The organism is Aliivibrio sp. S2TY2 (assembly GCF_028765525.1).
Lineage (GTDB): Bacteria > Pseudomonadota > Gammaproteobacteria > Enterobacterales > Vibrionaceae > Aliivibrio > Aliivibrio finisterrensis_A.
Genome location: NZ_JARACS010000001.1, coordinates 132,222 through 152,756, shown reverse-complemented (window position 1 = coordinate 152,756; position 20,535 = coordinate 132,222). Strand labels below are relative to the sequence as shown.

Sequence of the window (20,535 nt, the reverse complement as noted above, 5' to 3'; positions counted from 1 at the left end):
AAACCATAATCAAAAAGCAGCAAACACAAAAAAAGCGCAGATAGTCTGCGCTTTTCACTATTATAAATAAAAGAGAAACTCTATTTCTTCACATTAAATGAAAATGGTGTTTCTGCTAATTGTAAGCTGTGGTTACGAGGGAAAATCAGGTACTCACCATGATATTTCACTTTCGACTTATAATCAGAACGCTTGTGAACCATCAAACCATGCTCATAAGCAGATTCAATAAACTCATGGTGATTACCGCGAACATAACAAGTTAATGGTTTCACTAACTCGGCAGAATCATCTTCACCATCAAAACAAGATTCAAGCTGTGTAGAGCAGATAATTAGCGAGTGATCACCATCAGAAAATAACGACGCCTTTGGCAGCACTTCGTATTCTGTTGTTACACACCACTCTTTCTCTTCTTCTAAAAACTCACCCCACGCTAAAATCGCTTCTTTTGTAATAGGCTTTGTATTTTCAACAGGCGCTAACTCACCATATAAACGCGAGTAATGCTCAAAACGAGTCGGCAACTCAGTACTCGTTCCTTTTGTGCGCCCTTCTTTTTGCCATGTTTTTAGATCACCGGCTACGCAATGAGCAAAGCGCTGTGACTTAATTGCAGTAGTTACCCAGCGAATTAAAAAATGGTTCGCACTGACAGGGTTTTTAGGCAAACGACCACTGTCTTTTGACTCTTGTAAATCACCTAATGCAGCATTGATTACACGCTGAATTTCTTGATAATACTGCACTGATTTTTTTTCACTCATTTACGCTTTTCGCCCAAAAACAAAATAACAACCAAAAGATAAAATTGAACACGCCGTCATTGCGCCTACCATAGGCCACGCCGAATCTGACGGCAGCATTGCAATACCGACTCCAACTAATGAGCCAGTACCGAAACGTAATGTACCAGCTAGAGAAGACGCTGTCCCTGCCATTTTAGGGTAATGACTTAATAATAACGCCATACTATTACTACCAATAGTAGAAATACACCCAACCGACAAGACCACTGGGATAACCGTTCCCCATAACCCCCAGCCTAACCACTGACCAATCATCATCAGTATGCCAGCGAACAACTGGATCGACAGCCCCAACTTTAGCATATTATGAGAGCCCGCTCGTTTTACGATACGGCCATTTAGCGTCGTCATAATGATTAGAAAAACAATATTTAAACCAAATAAGTAACCAAAGTTTTGAACACTCACGCCATAAATATCAATATAAACAAATGAGCCAGCAGTTAAAAATGCAAACATACAAGAGAATGAGAATGCACCAGAGAAGATCAGCCCAAGTGATACCGGGTTCTTAAATAGCGATAAATAATTTCGTAAAGAAGAGCTTAATTTGAACGGTTCGCGATTCTCTTCTTTTAATGTTTCTGGAATTTTCCACAAAATCGCAAAAATGATTAATACCGAAAAAACAGCCAATAACCAAAAGATAGAACGCCAGCCAAACCACACCGCCAAATGCCCGCCAATCATAGGCGCCGCTAATGGTGCAACGGTCATAACCAAGGTAATAAACGCCATGGTTCTCGCAAAATCTTCTTTATCAAACATATCTCGAACAATGGCCTGAATAACCACTGATGACGCTGCCCCAGCTACGCCTTGTAATACTCGGATATACATTAAGGACTCGATACTATCAACCAAAGCACCAATCACCGCACACACGGCAAATAAAATAGTCCCTATGATTAAAACAGGTCGACGGCCATAACTGTCAGCAAGCGGGCCATGAATAAGCTGAGCAATAGCAAAACCGGCAGTATAAGCCGTTAATGTCATTTGAACCGAACCGGCAGATACACCTAAGTCAGCCGCAATACTTGGCATTGCTGGCAAATACATGTCAATTGCAAGTGGAGTTAATGCCGCAATAGCACCCAAAATAACAATGAGTAATAAATTGAGTGTGGGTACCTCAGGAGAAGCACTAGAACTTGTGGACATAACTGAACCTACAAAAAGAAAGAGCAAAAGGAGTTTGAAATTTTAACACGACAAACGTTTGTCTGCTTATCAATTCTTAGAACTTTGCACTAATTTACGCAAGGATGCTCAAATGTTTATACCCGCTAATAGTATAAAAAAACGGCATGACCGAGATCATACCGTTTTTCTTTATAAAGCGGCTAGAAGCTATGCGAATACGGCTTCAACTTCTTCTTCAGTCAGGTAACGATATTCACCAGGCTCTAGAGAATAATCTAAACCTAAACCGCCAATTTGAGAACGGTGTAAGCCATCAACTTTATTACCAAGCGCTGCAAACATACGTTTCACTTGGTGATATTTACCTTCTTGAATCGTTAATAGAAGTTCGTTTTCGTCTTCATCAACAATTTCCATTACCGCTGGCATAGTTAAACCAGTTTCACTCTTAAGTTGAATACCTTCTGCTAATTGCTCAGCGTAATCAGCACCGATAGATTCAGCTAGCCACACTCGGTACGTTTTTGGACACTTACGTTTTGGAGATGTGATCTTATGTGACCATTGACCATCATCAGTAATTAATACCAAACCTGTCGTATCTACATCAAGACGACCCGCAAAGTGCAGTTTCTCAAGATTAACTTCATCTAAAAGCGTTAATGCCGATGGGTGAGTATTGTCTTCATGTGAACATACGTAACCATCTGGCTTAAATAGCATAATATAACGAGGACCATGGAATTTAAGTTCACGACCATCCCACTCAACCGTTGAGTCATCCGTTACTTTTACAGAAGTAACCTTGGTTTTCACACCATCAACGGTAACCGTACCACTTTTAATAATACGAGTTGCTTCTTTACGAGTGGCACCTGTTGTTTCGCACAAAAATTTATCTAAACGCATGAGAACCTCATTTCAATATTCTGCCGCATTATACCCAAACCACTTGAAGAAGCGAGCACACATAAAAAATTAATGCGCCCCACCTTCAATTGATGCAGGATTCGAATTTGATTTAACAAAAAACATCATAAAAGCAGCAAAACCTAAGAAGAATGTCATCATTAAAAAGACATCGTTATACGCCATAATCGCCGCATCTCGCTGCATCGTCATGGTTAATGATGCTTTAGCTTGCAACATAGCCGTTGCAGGATCACTGCCCTTTGAGACAAACATCGCTGCACTCTGTTGCAATTGATACCAACCGTCGGTGCTCACGCTAGTTAGTGTTTCTTTAATGTGCCCCAAATGCTCACGCGTTTTGTTATCCAGCATGGTTGCAATAATGGCGATACTGAATGCGCCACCCAAATTACGCAATACATTAGTAATAGTAGAAGCGTCCGCCACTTGATGTTTTTGAATCTCTTCCATCGCGACCAATGACAAAGGCACCATGATGAACGGGCTGCCAATCGCACGTAATAACATAGAGAAAATCAATTGTTCGCCGCCAAATAAATAACTCATGTGCGTATTTACAAAGCAGCTGACGCCAAACATCGAAAAGCCAAAAAACACCAAATATTTCGCTTTTATAATCTGAGTTAACTTAGGTACTAATGGGAAAATTAATAACTGCGGAAAACCCATCCACATCAATACTTCACCAATTTCCAAGGCGTTATACCCTTGAATTTGGATCATATACATTGGCAGCACGTAAATAGACCCCAGCAGTGCCATCCCTAATATCAAATACGCTACGCATGACATCGCAAACTGACTTTGCTTCAATAGCCGCAAATTCACCAGAGGGTTCTTATGCTGTAGCTCATTAATCACAAAATAAATTAAGCTAATTGCCGAAATAATAGATAAGGTAATGATGAAACTAGAGCTAAACCACTCTTCACGGTTCCCCTCTTCTAGTACCACTTCTAAACAACCAAGACCAATTGCCATGGTGGTAATACCAAACCAATCGGCTTTTAATAAGCTATCTAATTTTAATGGCTCATCATCAAGCCCGTAATTGACCATGCAAATAAGCGCAATTGCTGGTGGAATGTTGATGTAGAAAATATAGTGCCATGAGAAGTTTTCAGTTAACCAACCACCCAATGTTGGCCCTATAGAAGGAGCAAACGTCGCTGTTACCCCAAATAACGCCATCCCAACTGCACGCTTATTCAATGGCAATAACTGAACAACCAAAGAGAAAGCCAGTGGAATTAACGCCCCACCACTAAAACCTTGGATCGCACGAAAGACGATCATTGAGCCCATATTCCAAGACACAGAACACAGCACCGATGCCACAGCAAAAATGATGGTTGTCCAGGTTAAATAACGACGCTTACCAATCGCAACTGACAACCAACCACTTAATGGAATCGCAATCATTTCTGCCACAAGATAAGAAGTCGATATCCACGAGCTCTCATCCATAGTGGCCGATAGCGCACCTTGAATGTCTTTTAGAGATGAGTTGGTGATCTGAATATCCAGAATCGCCATAAACGCCCCCAACAAACCACCAAATAGCGCTATCCAATGGCGTCTTGGTATTTCAGGTTCTATTGGTACATCGGCAGATTCATTTTGATTTGTCACCGTTAATTCTTGAGTCATGACTAACCTCGAGTATCAACCGTTGCAACCACAGAAAGACCCGGGATCAGCTTACCTTCTAATAAATCCGTATTTAAAATGCTGATTTTAACTGGCACACGCTGCACAATTTTAGTGAAGTTACCGGTCGCATTCTCTGGTGGCAGTAACGCAAACTTAGCGCCCGTTGCAGGAGAAAAACTATCAACAATGCCTTTTAGGTGTAGATCAGGGTAGGCATCAAGGTCTACAAACACTTTTTGTCCTTTGTGAATATCACCCAGTTGCGTTTCTTTAAAGTTTGCTTCAATCCAAACATCTGTTGTTGGAACTAAACTAAGCAAAGGCATGCCCGCTTGAACCAATAAACCGCTGCGCAAACTACGTTTACCTACCACACCATCAATTGGCGCGTAGATATTAGTGTAAGACAGGTTAATCTCTGTTTGTTCTAACGCCGCTTTGGCTTGAACTAACCCAGCCTCCGCTTGAGCAATCTCGCTTTCAATCACATTGATTTGTTCTTTCGATGCTTGGTAATTGGCTTTTGCAGCATCCACATTTGCCAGCGCCACTTTAAGGTGTGATACGTTATTATCTAACTCATCTTGTGACGAATAATTCTTTTTAATTAACGCTTTAGTTCGTTTAACTTGTTGCTGAGCACGCTCATATTCCGCATTGGCTGATTCAATCTCACTCGCCGCTTGACGAATACGAATGTCTTGCAACTTACGCTCAGCCGCTAGGTTCTTAATGGCAGCAGAGCTAACCAATACGTTCGCCTCTGCTTTCTCTTTTTCTGCCTCAAAATCACGACTGTCTATGGTTGCCAATAAATCACCCGCTTTTACCATTTGGTTATCTTCAACAAATGTTTTGGCAATGTAACCGCCTACTTTAGGGCTGATCGTTGTGATATCACCTTGCAGATACGCATTGTCTGTTGATTGGAAGTATTGTCCATAACCGTACCAGTAACCCGCCCCTGCAAGACCACATAGAATAATCACAATCGTTGCAATCAAAGGTGCTTTATTTTTTTTCTTTTGTTGTTCTGCCACGGTACGTACCCACTTTGAAGATGAAGCCATTCACGCTAAATCAACATGAATGTAATAAATAAGAGAAGCAGAGTATAAAACGAAAATGATTTATTGATTAGATAGGAAAAAAAGGAAACACTGTTGCATAAATCTTACCAATCAATAAGGAATCGTCTAATGATGGATTTGAATAACATTACCATATTAAATCAAGTAATTGATTCTGGTAGCTTTACTCAAGCAGCCATTAATCTTGGAATGACAAAATCAACCGTTAGCCGAAAACTTGCAGAGCTTGAAGAGCATCTAGGCGTGAAGTTGATCACTCGCTCAACCAGAAAATTAGGCTTAACTCAGGAAGGTGAGGTTTTTTATCAAGCCAGCGTTAAAGTGCTCGATATCATGCAACAAACCGAGCTAGAACTGACTGCAAACCAAAATTTAATTCGCGGTCATCTTAACTTAGCCATGCCAGTAGAGATCGGGCATAACGTCATGTCTGATTACATCAACAGCTTTCTTAAACGTTACCCTGAAGTCTCAATTAATGTTGAAATGACCAACAGAGCCGTCGATATTATTGGTGATGGTATTGATCTTTATGTCCAAATTGGCGAGATCAACGACTCTTCGTTAGTCGCACGAACCATCGATTTTTCTGAGCGTATTATTGTGGCAAGCCCTGAGTATTTAAACACTTATGGAATGATTACCTCACCAGAAGATCTCCAGTCGCCTCATCATCAAATCAAAGTCGTTAACGCGGTAAAAGTACCTAATCTGTACTTTAACCAAGTCGATAAAGCCATTCGCGTTAATCTACCTTATCGCTTGAAAGTGAATACCATTACGGCGTGTAAATCTGCTTGTTTAAGTGGTTTAGGCATCGCTTCTTTGCCTGAGTTCTTATGTCGAGAGCACATCAAAAATGGCGAACTGGTGCAAATTCTTCCTGATTGGGATTTGCCAAAAGCGGCGATTAGCTTGGTGTTTCCACAAAATAAACTGATACCAAAACGATTACGTGTTTTTATTGACCATGTACTTGAGCGATTTGAATTAACGACAGCGGAAAGAAATAAGAGTAAATAATTCACTAAAATTACATCAATTTTTCTGAATCTATTAATTTCACTTGCCAGTAAGGTCATTCATCGAATACGATGCGATGGTCTATATGCACATCACTGGATTTTTTTGTGGTTCAACTGTTTCGATTATTGATAATTTGTCTTTGCTTTGGGGTAAGCTCGCTTGCTCAGGCATCTGCATATCATCAAAATAGCTACAGTGATTTCTCAGAATTGACCATTGAGCAACATTCTACCGTTCCTGTGACACTTTCTGTTGATAGCTCTTCTATCCTATCGATTGATTTCTCTACGTGTGCCATCGACAACGCTCAATCTGACCCAACAGCATTACACTCTCAAAATGCATCTCAAAGCCACGACGTTAACTTAGGCATCGCCTATTCTTCTCGTATGGCGAATTTAGCTCGTCATGAGCCAGAAGAAGTCTTTCCTGTTTATGAATTAGCATTAGAGATCCCAGTGATCCCCGCTGAACAATTAACCATTGGTTATCAAGAAAAACCAAAACCAACGGTCAATTGGGCATTAAACACCTATTCATCTACCTCACGAATTTCGGCTTGGAAGGAAAGTAACCTTCTCTACAGCCAGCGGTTATACCCACACGCTTAATTTCACACCCAAAATCCATTGATTTATCACTTAGTTATTATTCGTTTATTACGAACTAGCTAGATTTGTGACTTTTTCGCATACGCAACGTCGTATGTGAGGTGAAATTATTATGCAAAGAAAACAACCAATACAACGACTGAACCATTATTCTAAATGGAAATACATTGTACTTATTACGACCCTTGTAATTCTACTACTGAGTGCAATTCCAACTTGGTATGGTGAAGATGCCGCCGTGCAAATCACCAACAAAGAAGGACAAATCCCAACGGTTGTCTCGCTACAAAACACCCTGACAGAGCAAGGCATTAACGTAAAACGCATCGAGCAAAAAGGCGATAAAACCATCGTTATTTTGCAAGATGAAGCACAACAAGTTGCCGCTAAAGACGTACTGGCCTCTGTGATTGATGACAGTAAAAAAGGCACAACATTAGCACTCTCTCTTGCGCCAGCGGCACCTGCTTGGTTGCAAAATATGGGCTTTGAACCAATCAAACTTGGCCTTGATTTACGTGGTGGTGTGCAATTTTTACTCGATGTTGATGTAAACCAAGTTTACCAAGCACAACGTAACGAGCTGTCTGATTCTTTAAAACAAGAGCTGCGTGAAGAACGCATTCGTTCCGTTCGATTCCAAAAAGAAGGCAGTGATAGCTTAGTGGTGCGTTTGCCATCAGAAGAAGCTAGCCACGCTGCTCGTCAGTTTATTCATAAAAACTACCCTACTTGGCAAGTGACTAACGGCGACGATTTTGATCTTAAATTAACGCTTAAAGAAGATGAAAAAATTGCCGTACGTAACCTAACGGTACAGCAAAACCTTCAAACCATGCGTAGCCGTATTGAAGAGTTAGGTATTACCGAAGCGCTTGTTCAACGCCAAGGTGAAAACCGCATTCGTATCGAGCTTCCGGGTGTTCAAGACCCAGCAGCGGCGAAAAACGTTATTGGTGCGACAGCAAGTCTTGCTTTCTACGCAGTAAAAGAACAAGGCACTGGCAGCACAATGATCGTTCCTGATCAAAACGGCCAACCAGTTCGCGTAGGCAGAAAACCCGTACTAACCGGTGATCACATTGTGGATGCTCGCGCTAGCCTTGGCGAAATGGGCATGGCAGAAGTAAACATTGTTCTTGATAGTTCAGGCGGCAAAATCATGTCTGAGTTCTCTCGTCACAATGTCGGCAAGCCAATGGCAACCTCATACAACGAATACAGCCGTGATAGCGCAGGTAACACAGAGCAAAGTAACCAAATCATCAGTGTGGCGACAATTCAAAGTCAACTAGGTAGCCGTTTTAGAATCACAGGTTCTGGCTCTCTTCAAGAATCTCAAGAGCTTGCTCTGCTTCTACGTGCTGGTTCATTAACTGCACCTGTGACTATTGTTGAAGAACGCACTATTGGTCCAACGCTAGGTGCTGAAAACATCCAAAACGGTTTTGCTGCTTTAGGTCTTGGTCTTGGTTTAACTCTGCTGTTTATGGCGGTGTGGTACCGTCGTTTAGGCTGGGTTGCCAACATTGCGCTTATTGGCAACATGGTAATGCTATTTGGTCTGCTTGCGCTTATTCCGGGTGCGGTTCTTACGCTTCCGGGTATTGCAGGTCTTGTACTGACTGTAGGTATGGCGGTAGATACCAACGTACTGATATTTGAGCGTATTAAAGATAAACAGAAAGAAGGTCGAACATTGGCTCAAGCCATTGATAGAGGCTTTAGTAGTGCATTTGGTACCATTTTCGATGCCAACTTCACCACAATGATTACCGCAGTGGTTCTATACACCATAGGTAACGGCCCTATTCAAGGCTTTGCATTAACTCTGGGCTTAGGTCTATTAACCAGTATGTTCACCGGCATCTTCGCGTCACGTGCCATTATCAATTTAGTTTGGGGTCGTGATTCTCGTCATGATGTTAGGGTTTAAGTTATGTTTATAAATATGAAAAATGCAACAAAATGGCGTCACATGACGAGTGTGGTTTCTATCGGTTTGATGATTTTTGCATTATCGATGATAGCAACCAAAGGCCTTAACTGGGGCTTGGATTTCACTGGCGGTATCGTGAGTGAAGTTCAAATTGATAGCAAAATCACAAGCAGTGAAATTGCGCCGTTATTGGATGCAAGCTTTAAACAAGATGTGGCGGTGATTGCCTCTGGTGAGCCGGGTCGTTGGGTGTTGCGTTATGCGATTCCACCAAAAGGCGTTGAGCTTCCACCACTGACTGAGGTACTTGCTCCTCTGCATTCAGATGTTCAAGTATTAAATACCAGTATCGTTGGTCCACAAGTAGGCCAAGAGCTAACTGAGCAAGGCGGCATGGCGTTATTGGTGTCAGTTTTGGTTATATTAGCGTACTTAAGCTACCGCTTTGAATGGCGTTTGGCTTCTGGCTCTTTGTTTGCCCTAACCCACGATATCGTGTTTGTACTTGGTTTCTTTGCTGCGACTCAAATGGAGTTTAACTTAACTACCCTAGCCGCTATTTTGGCGATTTTAGGTTACTCGTTGAATGACTCTATCATCATTGCAGATAGAATTCGTGAGCTGTTAATTGCCAAGCCTGAGTTATCTATCCAAGAAGTAAATAACGAAGCGGTTGCTGCAACCTTCTCACGTACTATGGTGACATCAGGTACAACTCTAATCACTGTTGGTTCTTTATGGTTATTAGGTGGCGGTCCACTAGAGGGCTTTGCGATTGCGATGTTCATCGGTATCGTGACAGGTACTTGGTCTTCTATCTCAGTGGGTACAAGTTTACCTGAGTACTTTGGTTTGAATTCGGATCACTATAAGCCAAAACCGATTTCTGAAGAGCCGTAATAATTAGGTTTAGATAGATAGTAAAAAGCCGCAGGGAATGCGGCTTGATGTTGGGGGATCTGGCTTAGGTTGGATCCCTTTTTTGTGGGTTTTTAAAACGTCACTTCAACTAATAAATATAACTCTACACAAATCGTAATTTCGACATTAACGCTTGGCCATAATAATCAAAGAGCATTAATGGAAATGATGAAATTACCGCAATGTTGCCATGAGGGATGTGCTTATCAAGCTGTTGAGTAAAAATCTCTTGTTGTTCGATTTGAGTCTTAGGAAGTGATAGCTCATTTGTGACTAAATGATTAGCGCGAGCAAGGTGTTGAGCGACGATTTCTCTCCAAGTATCAAAGTCATACGCGCCCCAATTATGGTATTTTTTATCTAGTTCGGCATCCTTGTTCGTCCAATTCTTGTATTTACCAAACTCACTCAATGCGTATAGTTCTTCTCTATATTCAACACTTTTTTGATGCCTTATTGCTTCAACCATCGGGTAGCTAACAATTAACAATCCTTCTTCTTGCGGATTGCTAAACTTATCTAGCATTTCAACTAATTTCTTATCATTAGCATTACTGCAATGGGCGTCATAATCAAATATAAGATAAATATCACTAATTAGGCTTGAATCATCAATATTTAAAACAGCAAGTTCTTCTTCACGTAAATCTCGACCTAAACGCTGTTCTTCTTTTTGCCGCTTTATTAATTCTTCTACCAGTAGTTCGTAGGTATCTAAATACGGATCTTTTTCAATCTCTGCATATAATTTATAGATATTACAACCATAGGATGCCCTAAGAATAACCTTGTCCTCATCTTGCAGAAGGTTCAAACAAAGATTATTAGTAATATTTGGCTCTGCACGCTTCCCTTCAAATATGCAAAGAACGTAACTACTCATCAAAAGCTCCAGAGCGATACATTTTCTCTAAATTATGTGCTTTTCTGATTTCTCTATCAGTTAAGTTATAAAGAGGGTTTAGCTTCTGCTTGGCTAGAACAAAATAGCAATCTGGTCTTAAGATATTGTTAGACATCAACGTACTGTTATGAGTTGTCATAAGGGATTGGCAACTCGTCTTTGCTATGCGCTCAACAATATGTTGTGATAAGTTAAAATGATAATACGCATCGAACTCATCAATGTACGCAAATGAGATTTCGCCAGAGGTAAGCTTTAAATACCAATAATAAAAATTACCAAGAGAAATCGTTCCAGTTGAAGCCGCTTGAGAAAATTCAATACTGCGTTCACCGAAATCAAACTCAATAATTTCTTCATTCTCAGCACCCGATTGTTTTAGTTTACAAGCCACTCCAGAGTCATTAAGAAATTTTTCAAAATCTTCTAGTTTTCCTTGCTCGATAATAGCTTGAGAAACACGCTGCTTACCTGTTGGCTGGCCATAAAACTCCTGAAGCTTAGAAAGCGTTCTAAAAAACACCATTCCATCGACAAACTTCATAAACGTATCGAAGGCATTATTAATAACATGATCATCAAGTAAGGCGTTTGACTTTATATACTTAACCGGTGAAATATCCTTGCCTTCAAAATCGTTCTTTAACGTCTCTGAACCTGGTAGGTTAAAATCAGCGATGGATGAGACTCTGCGATCAAAATTAACGACCTCAACACCATCAATGATCAGTTTTTCATAAACGGTTGTCGTGCATTTTTCTTTGCCATAACTATAAAGCACCTCAATGCCATCAAAATCAAACTGATATTTGAATTCAGCCAGTTTATCTTTCGAGTTTGCATTTAAGTAGTTAGTGCTCAATCCTGCCTGAAGATTGTTATCTGTTAGATGGCTCGTTACATCAATAATGGCAAGCCCAAGGTTTGACTTACCCTCACCATTAATACCGTAAATAACACCATGTTTAACGATTTCATTTTGCACTGCATGCTTGCTGAATTCATACGAGCGATCACTTTTGAGATCGATCTCAAACCAGTTTTCAAAGTTACGAAAATTTTTGACGACAAGTTTAGCAAGCATCTTGATTATCCAGTATTAAAGAAATTAACAGCGTTAACTATAGCACACCACCAACAGTGCCGTAATTTTTTTACGGCAAAATTGGATCGAGGTACAAATCCAAGACTTATTGAGTCGGTGTTTTAGCAACCAACTAAAACTCATTATGGCTTATCCGAAGTCAACCAAGCTGCTGAAACAACCTCATAGTTTTCAGGCTGCATCCACTTACTAGAAAATGCAGCGAGTTTGTCATCAATAGAAATATCTAAGCACTTAAAATGAAACTTGTTTTGTTCTAACTCATTGGTATAAATAGACGATGAAAATTCACTCTTAAACATGTCCAGTACACGTGGGTCGTTTACTTGTAAATCCCCATGAGAATCGACATACCAAGTCATGTATTCTTGTCGCTGCCTTACTCCTTGATTATTTTGCCATCTCAGGAAACCACAGAATAGAGAGCCTGTGACTAATTCAACTGATTGGATAGAAGCGGTCTGCCCTTGAAAACTGTAGGACTTAGCCACTTCTAACATATGCTTCATCAATAAGTGGTCCAGATCAAGGACATCAATATGTTCACGGTTTGATGCAATAACTCTATCCAGAGTCAAATCCCAACGAGATTTCCGCATCCCCAAGGAATCTTGTAACTCCTCAGACACACGAATTTGCCATACCTTTCCACTATGTGTTTTATCTATAACTTGTATTCCAAGATAATTAAACATTGATTCTACGAAACTAGTTAGATGCTCCACACTTGGTATAAAGCCTCCTCTCAGGTCATTGGGATCGAAACTTGAAGCATGATCAAATAATTCTTGCTGAACATTTGCTGCACTTTTTGCTTTTTCCAATGCTTCATCAATCTTCTGCTGAGTTCTATAAATACCTTCTAAAGTCGCTTCTTGCAAAATAGATTCAACATCGACTAAGTCCACAATCTCTCCCAAAATGTCATCGCTCAAGCGTTCATGAAATTCATCACCGACAGTAGAAAGATCGTTAACAACTTCACCAATTCTCTCGTACATTAATTGGATAATCTGTTCATCGGCTGTTCCAGGTGAATGAATATTAAAAACAATGACTCGCTTCTTTTGTCCATAACGATATAAGCGACCTATCCGCTGTACCAAGCGCATAGGGTTCCACGGGAGGTCATAGTTCACCATAATATGACAGTTTTTCTGAAGGTTAATACCTTCCCCACCAGCTTCAGTAGATATCAAAAATTGACCATTTCCCTCAAAACGTTTAATAGCTTCTCTTCTATCCTGATGCTTCATTGAACCATTAATCAGTTCAACTTTGCTATGACTAAATCTCTTCGATAACGCTTCAAACAAATAGTTTTGCGTAGAACGATACTCGGTGAAAATAAGAATTTTTTCTTCTAAATTATTATTAAGTACCTGATTAACAATACCGTTTAAGAATTCGTTAATTTTTTTGTCATTAAGAAGCAATATTTCACTTTTAGCGATTAGTTCATCTAGAAGAGCAATCTCACCATCAAAAAACTCCTTAGCTGAGTAGTCGAAGTTCTCTTCAAGTTCACCTATATATCGTTGATCTAATTCAGAAAGTCCTTCAATACTAAATAACTGCCCTAGCTCTCCTTCTAGACGTACTTTGCGACGTATAAGTGCCGAGTTTATGGCTTTTGCACTTGAAGCTGCTAACTTCCGATAAACAGTCATAACAAAACCTATTGCATTACCTGCGCTACCTAAAGATTTTGCCTGCGCATAACCTTTACGAAGATAACTCTGTAAATCACTATCAAAAGCTGAAAATGCTTGATCGACCTCTACAGTAATAGCTTTAGTCACCTTACCTTTGAAAATAAAATTCCCCTCGGCATCAGTCACATCAGATTTATTATTTCGATAAAGCATTTCCTTTAAAAGTTCTGGGTTAAGTTTTAAAGTACCAATTTCCTTTTTTAAATCTGGTCGCAGTAATTCAAGCAAACTAACAAATTTATCGTGTTTTCCTTGATGAGGTGTAGCACTAAGTAAAATGAGAGCATCTGTTTTTTTACGCAAAGATTTAGCAAGTTTAAATCGCATAGAACTGTCAAAACTCATACCATTCTGACGACGGCTTAAACGATGAGCCTCATCAAAGATAATAATATCCCAAGGTTCTGCATGCATTAACTTCATTAGATGTTCAGGATCTTTAAATCTGTCAATCGAACCAATTACGTGATTATACATACCCCACTCACGAGGTTCATCAATAGTGAAGTTTTCACCATAAATTCGAAAATCACCAAAACCAAATTTATTTTGTAACTCCTCTTTCCATTGCTGGGTTAGACCAGCCGGAGTCACAAGTAAAATTCGCCGAGCCATCCCTCTTTGACTAAGAGCTTTAAGTAACATACCTGTTTCAATGGTTTTCCCTAAACCAACATCATCAGCTATCATCCAGTTTAAATTACCATGGGCAAGTATATGATGAACCAAATGAATTTGATGCGGCAGAGGGTCAATATCTAATTTCGACAAAGCTCCTGAATTTTCATTCCATGTATCTATCGCATGTGCCAAAGACTTAAGTCTAAATCTCTCAGCAGCATCCTCAGCTCCCTTATCTCTTCTGAAAAATCGAAGTTTAGGCCCTTTAATAAATTTAAGTGATTCATATGGTAGCCATATCTGTTGTCCCTTATCAGGAAAATCGACGAGTACCTGTTCACGGTTACCAATAATTCGAACACTCACGACATTCCCACAGCCAAGAGACTTTTGAGAATATGACAAGGGTTTATGGCGTACTTCCATATTACGCTGAAATCCACATGTAAGGTCCTGTAAGTTAACCTTTGAACCATCGCCATTAAACCATTTAACAGAAGCTAATATTTTTCCTGAACTTTCCGAGATAGACTGAATGATTCCAAGTTTTTCACCATACTTCACAGCAGTACCTTCAATAGGCATTAGTCTGTTAGACATATTTGTCATAGCATTATTTTCCTTTAGTTACTGACTATGGGTCAGTGAATGTGTACTTTGATTGCATCAAGCCCAACTTCGCTCAGACGCTGTCGATTTTCAGAGTTACAGTTAATGAAATCACCATTATCCATCGGATCATCTGTAAATTCTGACTGATACGGCCCCAATTCAAAGTCCATATATGGGTTATTTTTAGCTCGGTAATAACAAAGGTATTTCATAAAAACTGGGAAAATTCTACGCATCAATGTATGTTGATACCAATACTCAAATTCATCTTCCAAAAATACTTCTAGCTCTTCAATACTTGGTAACCAATTAAAACAGCGGATTATTCTCAGAGCTTGAACCCAACTCATTTGTCTGTGGGTAGCTTCTGTTACATGAGCGAAAGGGCCAAGCTTACTTAGTGTGATCCAATAACGATCACAATTCTTCCAAATTTCTTTGAAATCCCGTGCAAGAACTAGCTCATCAATAGTGGTTCCATTAAGGATCTCTTTTTCCATGGTAATTCTTACTGCCCCCCATCCGCTTTCGAAAAAAACATCAGTTAGAAACGGGAGATGCTTGCCTGACCAATTTGTTGAATAGATAACTTCAACTGCCACTTGTTGTGCTCGTTCCCATCGAGTTAACTTCGATCTGTATTCATCATTTACATCATCAATATTTTCTTGTATTTCCTCGAAGTCTTCATCACAATCAAATACAGAAATAAACACATCATCAGTTACATCAAACTGTTCACAATCTCCTTCATCGAAGTAGAGCAAGTCCTCATCGTACTGATAAAACTCTAAGTCCGTTGGCTCTTGAGCCAACTCCGACCCATCTTCTAATAGGGAAATATCTTGGAACGACAAACCTTGCTCAGCATCCAAACTTTTTAAGATATCATTCTGAATTATTTCTTTTTCTATATTGAACTCTTCACAAAAAGCAGCATGCTCTGATTCCTTCTGGACTTCAAAGTCTTCCTTATGTTCTAAAACAACTTGATGCTCATCAATAATTGGTAAATATGAAGGGTTACAGACTTCTTTCGGAACGATATTACTTTTATCTTCCGTTTTAATTTCGGTTTCAGAATGATCTAACTCTTTACTTAAGCAAATTTTTTTCGTTTTTAAATGCTTTACAACAACTTTCTTTTGCCCAGAACTACTTAAATGTACTCTATCCGTTTCTCTCCCTATAACTTTTGAAGATATAACTTCTTTTTTAAGAGTAAGTATTTTTTTTGTGGATGTTGGCGATTCAAAATTTTGAGATGGAAAAACAAAGGGAAGATCTTCAGTGTGATTAAACTGTGTTTGAATAAAAAAAAGATCATCTTGAGTAACACAATCGTGATCATACCCATCGATAGAGTCATGAGAAGTATCTTCAATATGTTCAACATCAAGAAAATGTATAGCTTTTTGCTTCATCCCTCATTGCAGATAAATTTTTGCAGCGAAACGTTGAAGCTCTCTACTATTAGGAAACTCATCCAATGCAATCTCAAGCCATACTCGGGCTGTAGTGTCACGCTTTTTTCTTAATTGCAATTTACATTTTTGAAGTAAGTACTCGAGACGTTCGGTTGTCATGCTTTACCATAAGGGACGACTTAATCCCTGAAAAATAAATTTAGTTAAAACTGATAATCAGCAATAAATATAAATGCTGAAATAGTATTTTACTTCAATTTAAAGAAAAGCAGATACCTGGATTTATGAAAATTGCAGACTTTAATCAAACTAATTCATCCATATGAAAAATAAATGTTAATAGCCTGGTTAATGATGTATATCTATCGTTTCGAGTTTGATTTAAACCCTAACACTTTTAGTTATACGACTTTTACTTCTCATTTTTTAAATAACATAATTAATACTATCTTCCTCACCATTTGCTGATTTTTAGATGAATATGAATCAAATCAACGTAACTAATGCCGAAATGCAGTTGCCTTACTCCACTTTAATTTATCTAATTTACTTTATTCAAATCAAAACATGATGTGATTAAGCCTATTATTCACATCAATAATATAGAGAACTTAAAACGACGGCTTTAATTGCATGTGTCATATAGTACACAAATGACTCATTACTTAACCAAAGGTCACACTTATACTTATGGTAGCTACCTCAAATATTTTACTTAATTAACCAATATCTATTACCTTTGGTATGACAAAAATCAACCATTCTAGGTAGATGTAGACTCGGGAAATCATTTAATTAACTTCTTAGCTTATGTTTAGATTAAATCGAGTCAAAGCGGAAAATGAAGCTCTAAAAAACGAGTTATCTGACCTTAAAAATAAATACCAAACAGATATTCAAAAATTAGAAGAGCAGCTCCAAGAAGCTAAACAGCAAGTCATCTCAGTACAGCAAGATTATCAAAGTAGCGACGGTTTGATTTCGAGCAGTTTAAAAGGTGGTGATATGCTTCAAACCATTCGAACTGCGATGGTCGAAAGCGCTCAATCGATGGCGCAAGAGAATGAAAACCTAGAACAACTTAGCGAAGTCTTTAAACAAACCCATCAAGCTCTCACTCGACTTGACAATAGAGCCGTAGAAATAAGCCCTCAAACAACCCAAAGCATTAAATCTGTTCAAATATTAGATGAAACGGCTAACTCCATTTCTCATCTTGTCTCTACTATCCAAGAAATTTCTGACCAAACAAACTTACTTGCTCTCAATGCAGCGATTGAAGCGGCTCGTGCAGGTGATGCAGGCCGAGGGTTTGCTGTCGTTGCTGATGAAGTAAGAACCCTAGCAAGCAAAGCCAGTGACGCTAGCGAACAGATTGATTCCCTAGTGAACCAAGTATTAACTCAAGTGGATGCCATTAAAATATCTATCGATGAAAACCAAAAGTGTGCAGAAGAAGTATCGGCCTCTTCGGCACAAATTGGAACTATCGTAAATGAGGTCGTTGATAAATCAGAGCACATGAAAGAGATCATTTATGTCGCTTCAACGAGAGCCTTCCTTGATACGGTGAAACTTGACCATGCGATTTGGAAAAACAATGTTTATCGTTTACTGCAAAAACACTCATTCGACGAAACCGTTAATACTCACTCTGAATGTCGATTGGGTCAGTGGTACTACAAAGGAAGTGGCAAAGCTTATAATCATCTAAAAAGCTATGCTCTACTGGAAGAGCCTCACAAGGCTGTTCACGACAATGGACGTAAAGCCATGAGTAAAGCTCAAACTGGTAATATGGCCGGTATGATTACATCAATTAATGCAATGGAAGATTCAAGCGAACAGGTCGTAATCCAAATTGATCGTTTAATGGATGAAATCGTTGCAGATAAATAAAGTAATTTAGATCAATTCGATTATGGGCTTGAGTGAATTATCAAGCCCATCCCACCACTAAAAAGTATTCACATCATTTCGTGATGCGAATAACCCACCTATTCAAATCAAAACATGATTAGATTAGAGGTATTATTCGCATCAAAGCACTTATTACTTACATTAAAGGACCAGTTTTCCTAAGCACTTTAATTTGCATTTAGCTCACTACAAGTCGAACCTATTCTTAATAGCCGTAAGACTAATTTTATATAGACAAGGTAACGTTGAAAGAAATGTAATATATCAATAGCCTTAATATAAATCGATTATCTATATACATTGTATAAATTCAAAATAAACAGAACTATCAATTAACACATCATTCTGTATAATGATGCTTATTCTTTCTACTTTCGAATCAAGCTATGGCCACTGTTACTCAAAATATAGAACCTAAAAACACGAACTCAACAACAATGAACAAAAAAGCATCTTACTCATTGTTCATTATATTTTTAATTATCATTGCTAACTCAGTTTTACTCGATCGTATGGCACATGAAGCGGTTAATGACTCTTTAAGTTCAGCTATCATCACTTTCGGAACTGCATCTTTACTCGATTCATTCATTTCAATGTTTAAGAGTGTAGAGTTATCTGTAGGGTTGGCATCGTTTGATATTGGGCAATTACTTAACTCAATAAGTGATATGTTGGATTTGTTCAAATATATAATGGCTCTAGCATTAGCTTCACTAAGTCTACAAAAATTTCTTTTGGTTACCATGTCTAGTAAGTTATTCAATTTTTTACTCGTAATATCTGCTGGGGCTTTACTCTCAACACTGTGGGTACAGTCTTTAGCATCATATAAGGCTAAAGCAACTCAGATATTCAAAGTTCTACTTATCGTCCGCTTTTCTATCATTGTCTCCGTCTCATTATCTTTAGGCGCCGATTACCTATTCATCGATAAGTCAATCAAAGAAAATGAATCTCAAGCTACTGAGTTATCAATGTCTATTTCACAACAAATGGAAGTACTAACATCTCTACCCGAAGAAGTTGTCACCGGTGAAGAAGATCGTGGATTCATGAGTGAGATGTCTAAAAAGTGGAATACTGTAAAATCCACAGTTTCAGGCCCAAAAGACATGATAATTACTGTTATGGAGTCAATAGATAACGCCATGATCAAGTTTATAAATCTCATGATGCTTTTTGTTCTTAAAACCATTATTTTGCCTCTCTTATTCTTAATGGCATTTAAGAAATTCGTTATCGAGGTATTTTAATGAGTAAAAAACCTGATCCAATAAGCACTTTACTTAGTTGTGCTCTCGCCTTTTTCATGATTACCGTTGTACTCCCAATTATGGCAGGAGCAGCTGGGGTTATGTACGCTATTAACACTATAACTTATGGATTGTTACCAAAATCAGAAGTACAGCGTAATAGTAAGGGACAATTTCTTGTGACGTTAGATAATTATACTAATTGGCACACAAGGGCGAAAATCGAAACTTCTAAAGATAATTCAGCCCATTTACTCGGTCAGTATGTAGTGAGAGCTTTTCCCAAAGTATCAGAAACCTGTCATAAGATTAAAAACTGTAAAAGCTATACATCCGAATTCGTCACCTTAGATTATAAAAATGCTAATGTTTATCTAATAGAGCAAAAAGATGACAAACTATTTTCTCGGGCAACTAGCTCGCTGTCATCTCGTATACAAACACACAACAAACAGTTAAAAGGCAACTTCGATCTAAATATCTCATTTGATGATGTGGATGAACTAGAAAAAATTAGTGACCAATTAACAGTACTAGAAAAAATGCAACCTTTCTCAGATTCAGAAAATCAAGTCAAAAAAATTCATAGCAATATAGTTCATTTTGCAAAAAATAACTGCAGAAATAACGGGGTTGGTTGTAGTGTAAAAGCAACCTTAATCTATGACTACTCTGTTTTCGGTGGTCCAGGCTTTTTGCTAGCTAGGTAATTCTATGTTTATTATTTTTGATCTTCTCATTATGTTATTCACGAGTGGACGTTGGATATTACACACGTCTTCATGGTTGTTTTTTTGCTTCCTGCTTTTCACTCAAATTCAAGGATTTGAGCAAGTTGGTCGACAG

Annotated in this window: 17 protein-coding genes; 7 read left to right on the top strand and 10 right to left on the bottom strand. The window is 38.7% G+C overall.

All coding sequences use genetic code 11. The features are described from left to right. Positions 1–80 precede the first annotated feature (80 nt). From PVK63_RS00665 to PVK63_RS00645, 5 genes are all read right to left on the bottom strand, one after another. A complete protein-coding gene (locus PVK63_RS00665; protein WP_130086646.1) occupies positions 81–767 on the bottom strand; it encodes a DUF2913 family protein in 687 nt (228 codons plus the stop codon). After that, entirely contained in the window at positions 768–1,973 is a 1,206-nt protein-coding gene (locus PVK63_RS00660) for a Bcr/CflA family multidrug efflux MFS transporter (RefSeq protein ID WP_130049035.1), read from the bottom strand. A gap of 189 nt (positions 1,974–2,162) precedes the next feature. Next, the gene (gene rsuA / locus PVK63_RS00655) at positions 2,163–2,864 is read right to left on the bottom strand and encodes a 16S rRNA pseudouridine(516) synthase RsuA (protein ID WP_130049034.1); all 702 of its coding nucleotides are present in this window, start codon (positions 2,862–2,864) and stop codon (positions 2,163–2,165) included. Positions 2,865–2,933: 69 nt separating this feature from the next. Beyond that, positions 2,934–4,538: a DHA2 family efflux MFS transporter permease subunit gene (locus PVK63_RS00650; RefSeq protein ID WP_130086645.1), complete on the bottom strand. Its 1,605-nt coding sequence runs from the start codon at positions 4,536–4,538 to the stop codon at positions 2,934–2,936. A 2-nt stretch (positions 4,539–4,540) separates the two neighbouring features. Continuing rightward, positions 4,541–5,611, bottom strand: a complete 1,071-nt coding sequence (locus PVK63_RS00645; RefSeq protein WP_242511053.1) for an HlyD family secretion protein — start codon at positions 5,609–5,611, stop codon at positions 4,541–4,543. Between the two features lie 129 nt (positions 5,612–5,740). Here PVK63_RS00645 and PVK63_RS00640 point away from each other — a divergent pair, with 129 nt between their 5' ends. The 4 genes from PVK63_RS00640 to secF all read left to right on the top strand — a co-directional run bounded on the left by PVK63_RS00640 (position 5,741) and on the right by secF (position 10,108). Further along, positions 5,741–6,655, top strand: coding sequence for a LysR family transcriptional regulator (locus tag PVK63_RS00640; protein WP_130086644.1), 915 nt, complete (start codon positions 5,741–5,743; stop codon positions 6,653–6,655). A 107-nt stretch (positions 6,656–6,762) separates the two neighbouring features. Continuing rightward, positions 6,763–7,269 (top strand): hypothetical protein, encoded by a 507-nt coding sequence (locus PVK63_RS00635; protein ID WP_165371172.1) that lies wholly within the window; start codon positions 6,763–6,765, stop codon positions 7,267–7,269. Positions 7,270–7,381: 112 nt separating this feature from the next. Then, positions 7,382–9,205, top strand: coding sequence for a protein translocase subunit SecD (gene secD, locus PVK63_RS00630; RefSeq protein ID WP_130086643.1), 1,824 nt, complete (start codon positions 7,382–7,384; stop codon positions 9,203–9,205). Between the two features lie 3 nt (positions 9,206–9,208). Next, a complete protein-coding gene (gene secF / locus PVK63_RS00625) occupies positions 9,209–10,108 on the top strand; it encodes a protein translocase subunit SecF (RefSeq protein WP_045101619.1) in 900 nt (299 codons plus the stop codon). 124 nt (positions 10,109–10,232) lie between these two features. On the opposite strand, the gene PVK63_RS00620 is transcribed toward secF, so the two are convergent. From PVK63_RS00620 to PVK63_RS00600, 5 genes are all read right to left on the bottom strand, one after another. Continuing rightward, complete coding sequence (locus tag PVK63_RS00620) at positions 10,233–11,012, bottom strand: hypothetical protein (protein ID WP_069581095.1); 780 nt, start codon at positions 11,010–11,012, stop codon at positions 10,233–10,235. Beyond that, positions 11,005–12,117: an AAA family ATPase gene (locus tag PVK63_RS00615; protein WP_130086642.1), complete on the bottom strand. Its 1,113-nt coding sequence runs from the start codon at positions 12,115–12,117 to the stop codon at positions 11,005–11,007. Before PVK63_RS00615 ends, PVK63_RS00620 begins: the two co-directional genes overlap by 8 nt. 143 nt (positions 12,118–12,260) lie before the next feature. Continuing rightward, complete coding sequence (locus tag PVK63_RS00610) at positions 12,261–15,083, bottom strand: helicase-related protein (protein WP_130086641.1); 2,823 nt, start codon at positions 15,081–15,083, stop codon at positions 12,261–12,263. A gap of 32 nt (positions 15,084–15,115) precedes the next feature. After that, on the bottom strand, positions 15,116–16,510 hold the full coding sequence (locus PVK63_RS00605; protein WP_274439752.1) for a hypothetical protein: 1,395 nt from the start codon (positions 16,508–16,510) through the stop codon (positions 15,116–15,118). 3 nt (positions 16,511–16,513) lie between these two features. Next, positions 16,514–16,672 carry a hypothetical protein gene (locus PVK63_RS00600; RefSeq protein WP_274439751.1) on the bottom strand — a complete coding sequence of 53 codons (159 nt, stop codon included), beginning with the start codon at positions 16,670–16,672 and terminating at the stop codon, positions 16,514–16,516. Between the two features lie 651 nt (positions 16,673–17,323). Between PVK63_RS00600 and PVK63_RS00595 the strand changes: the two genes are divergently transcribed. The 3 genes from PVK63_RS00595 (at position 17,324) to PVK63_RS00585 (ending at position 20,399) form a co-directional block, all read left to right on the top strand. Next, a complete protein-coding gene (locus PVK63_RS00595; protein ID WP_130086639.1) occupies positions 17,324–18,412 on the top strand; it encodes a methyl-accepting chemotaxis protein in 1,089 nt (362 codons plus the stop codon). Positions 18,413–18,819: 407 nt separating this feature from the next. Continuing rightward, positions 18,820–19,689, top strand: coding sequence for a hypothetical protein (locus PVK63_RS00590; RefSeq protein WP_130086638.1), 870 nt, complete (start codon positions 18,820–18,822; stop codon positions 19,687–19,689). Beyond that, the gene (locus PVK63_RS00585; protein WP_130086637.1) at positions 19,689–20,399 is read left to right on the top strand and encodes a hypothetical protein; all 711 of its coding nucleotides are present in this window, start codon (positions 19,689–19,691) and stop codon (positions 20,397–20,399) included. Before PVK63_RS00590 ends, PVK63_RS00585 begins: the two co-directional genes overlap by 1 nt. The last annotated feature ends 136 nt before the right edge of the window (positions 20,400–20,535 follow it).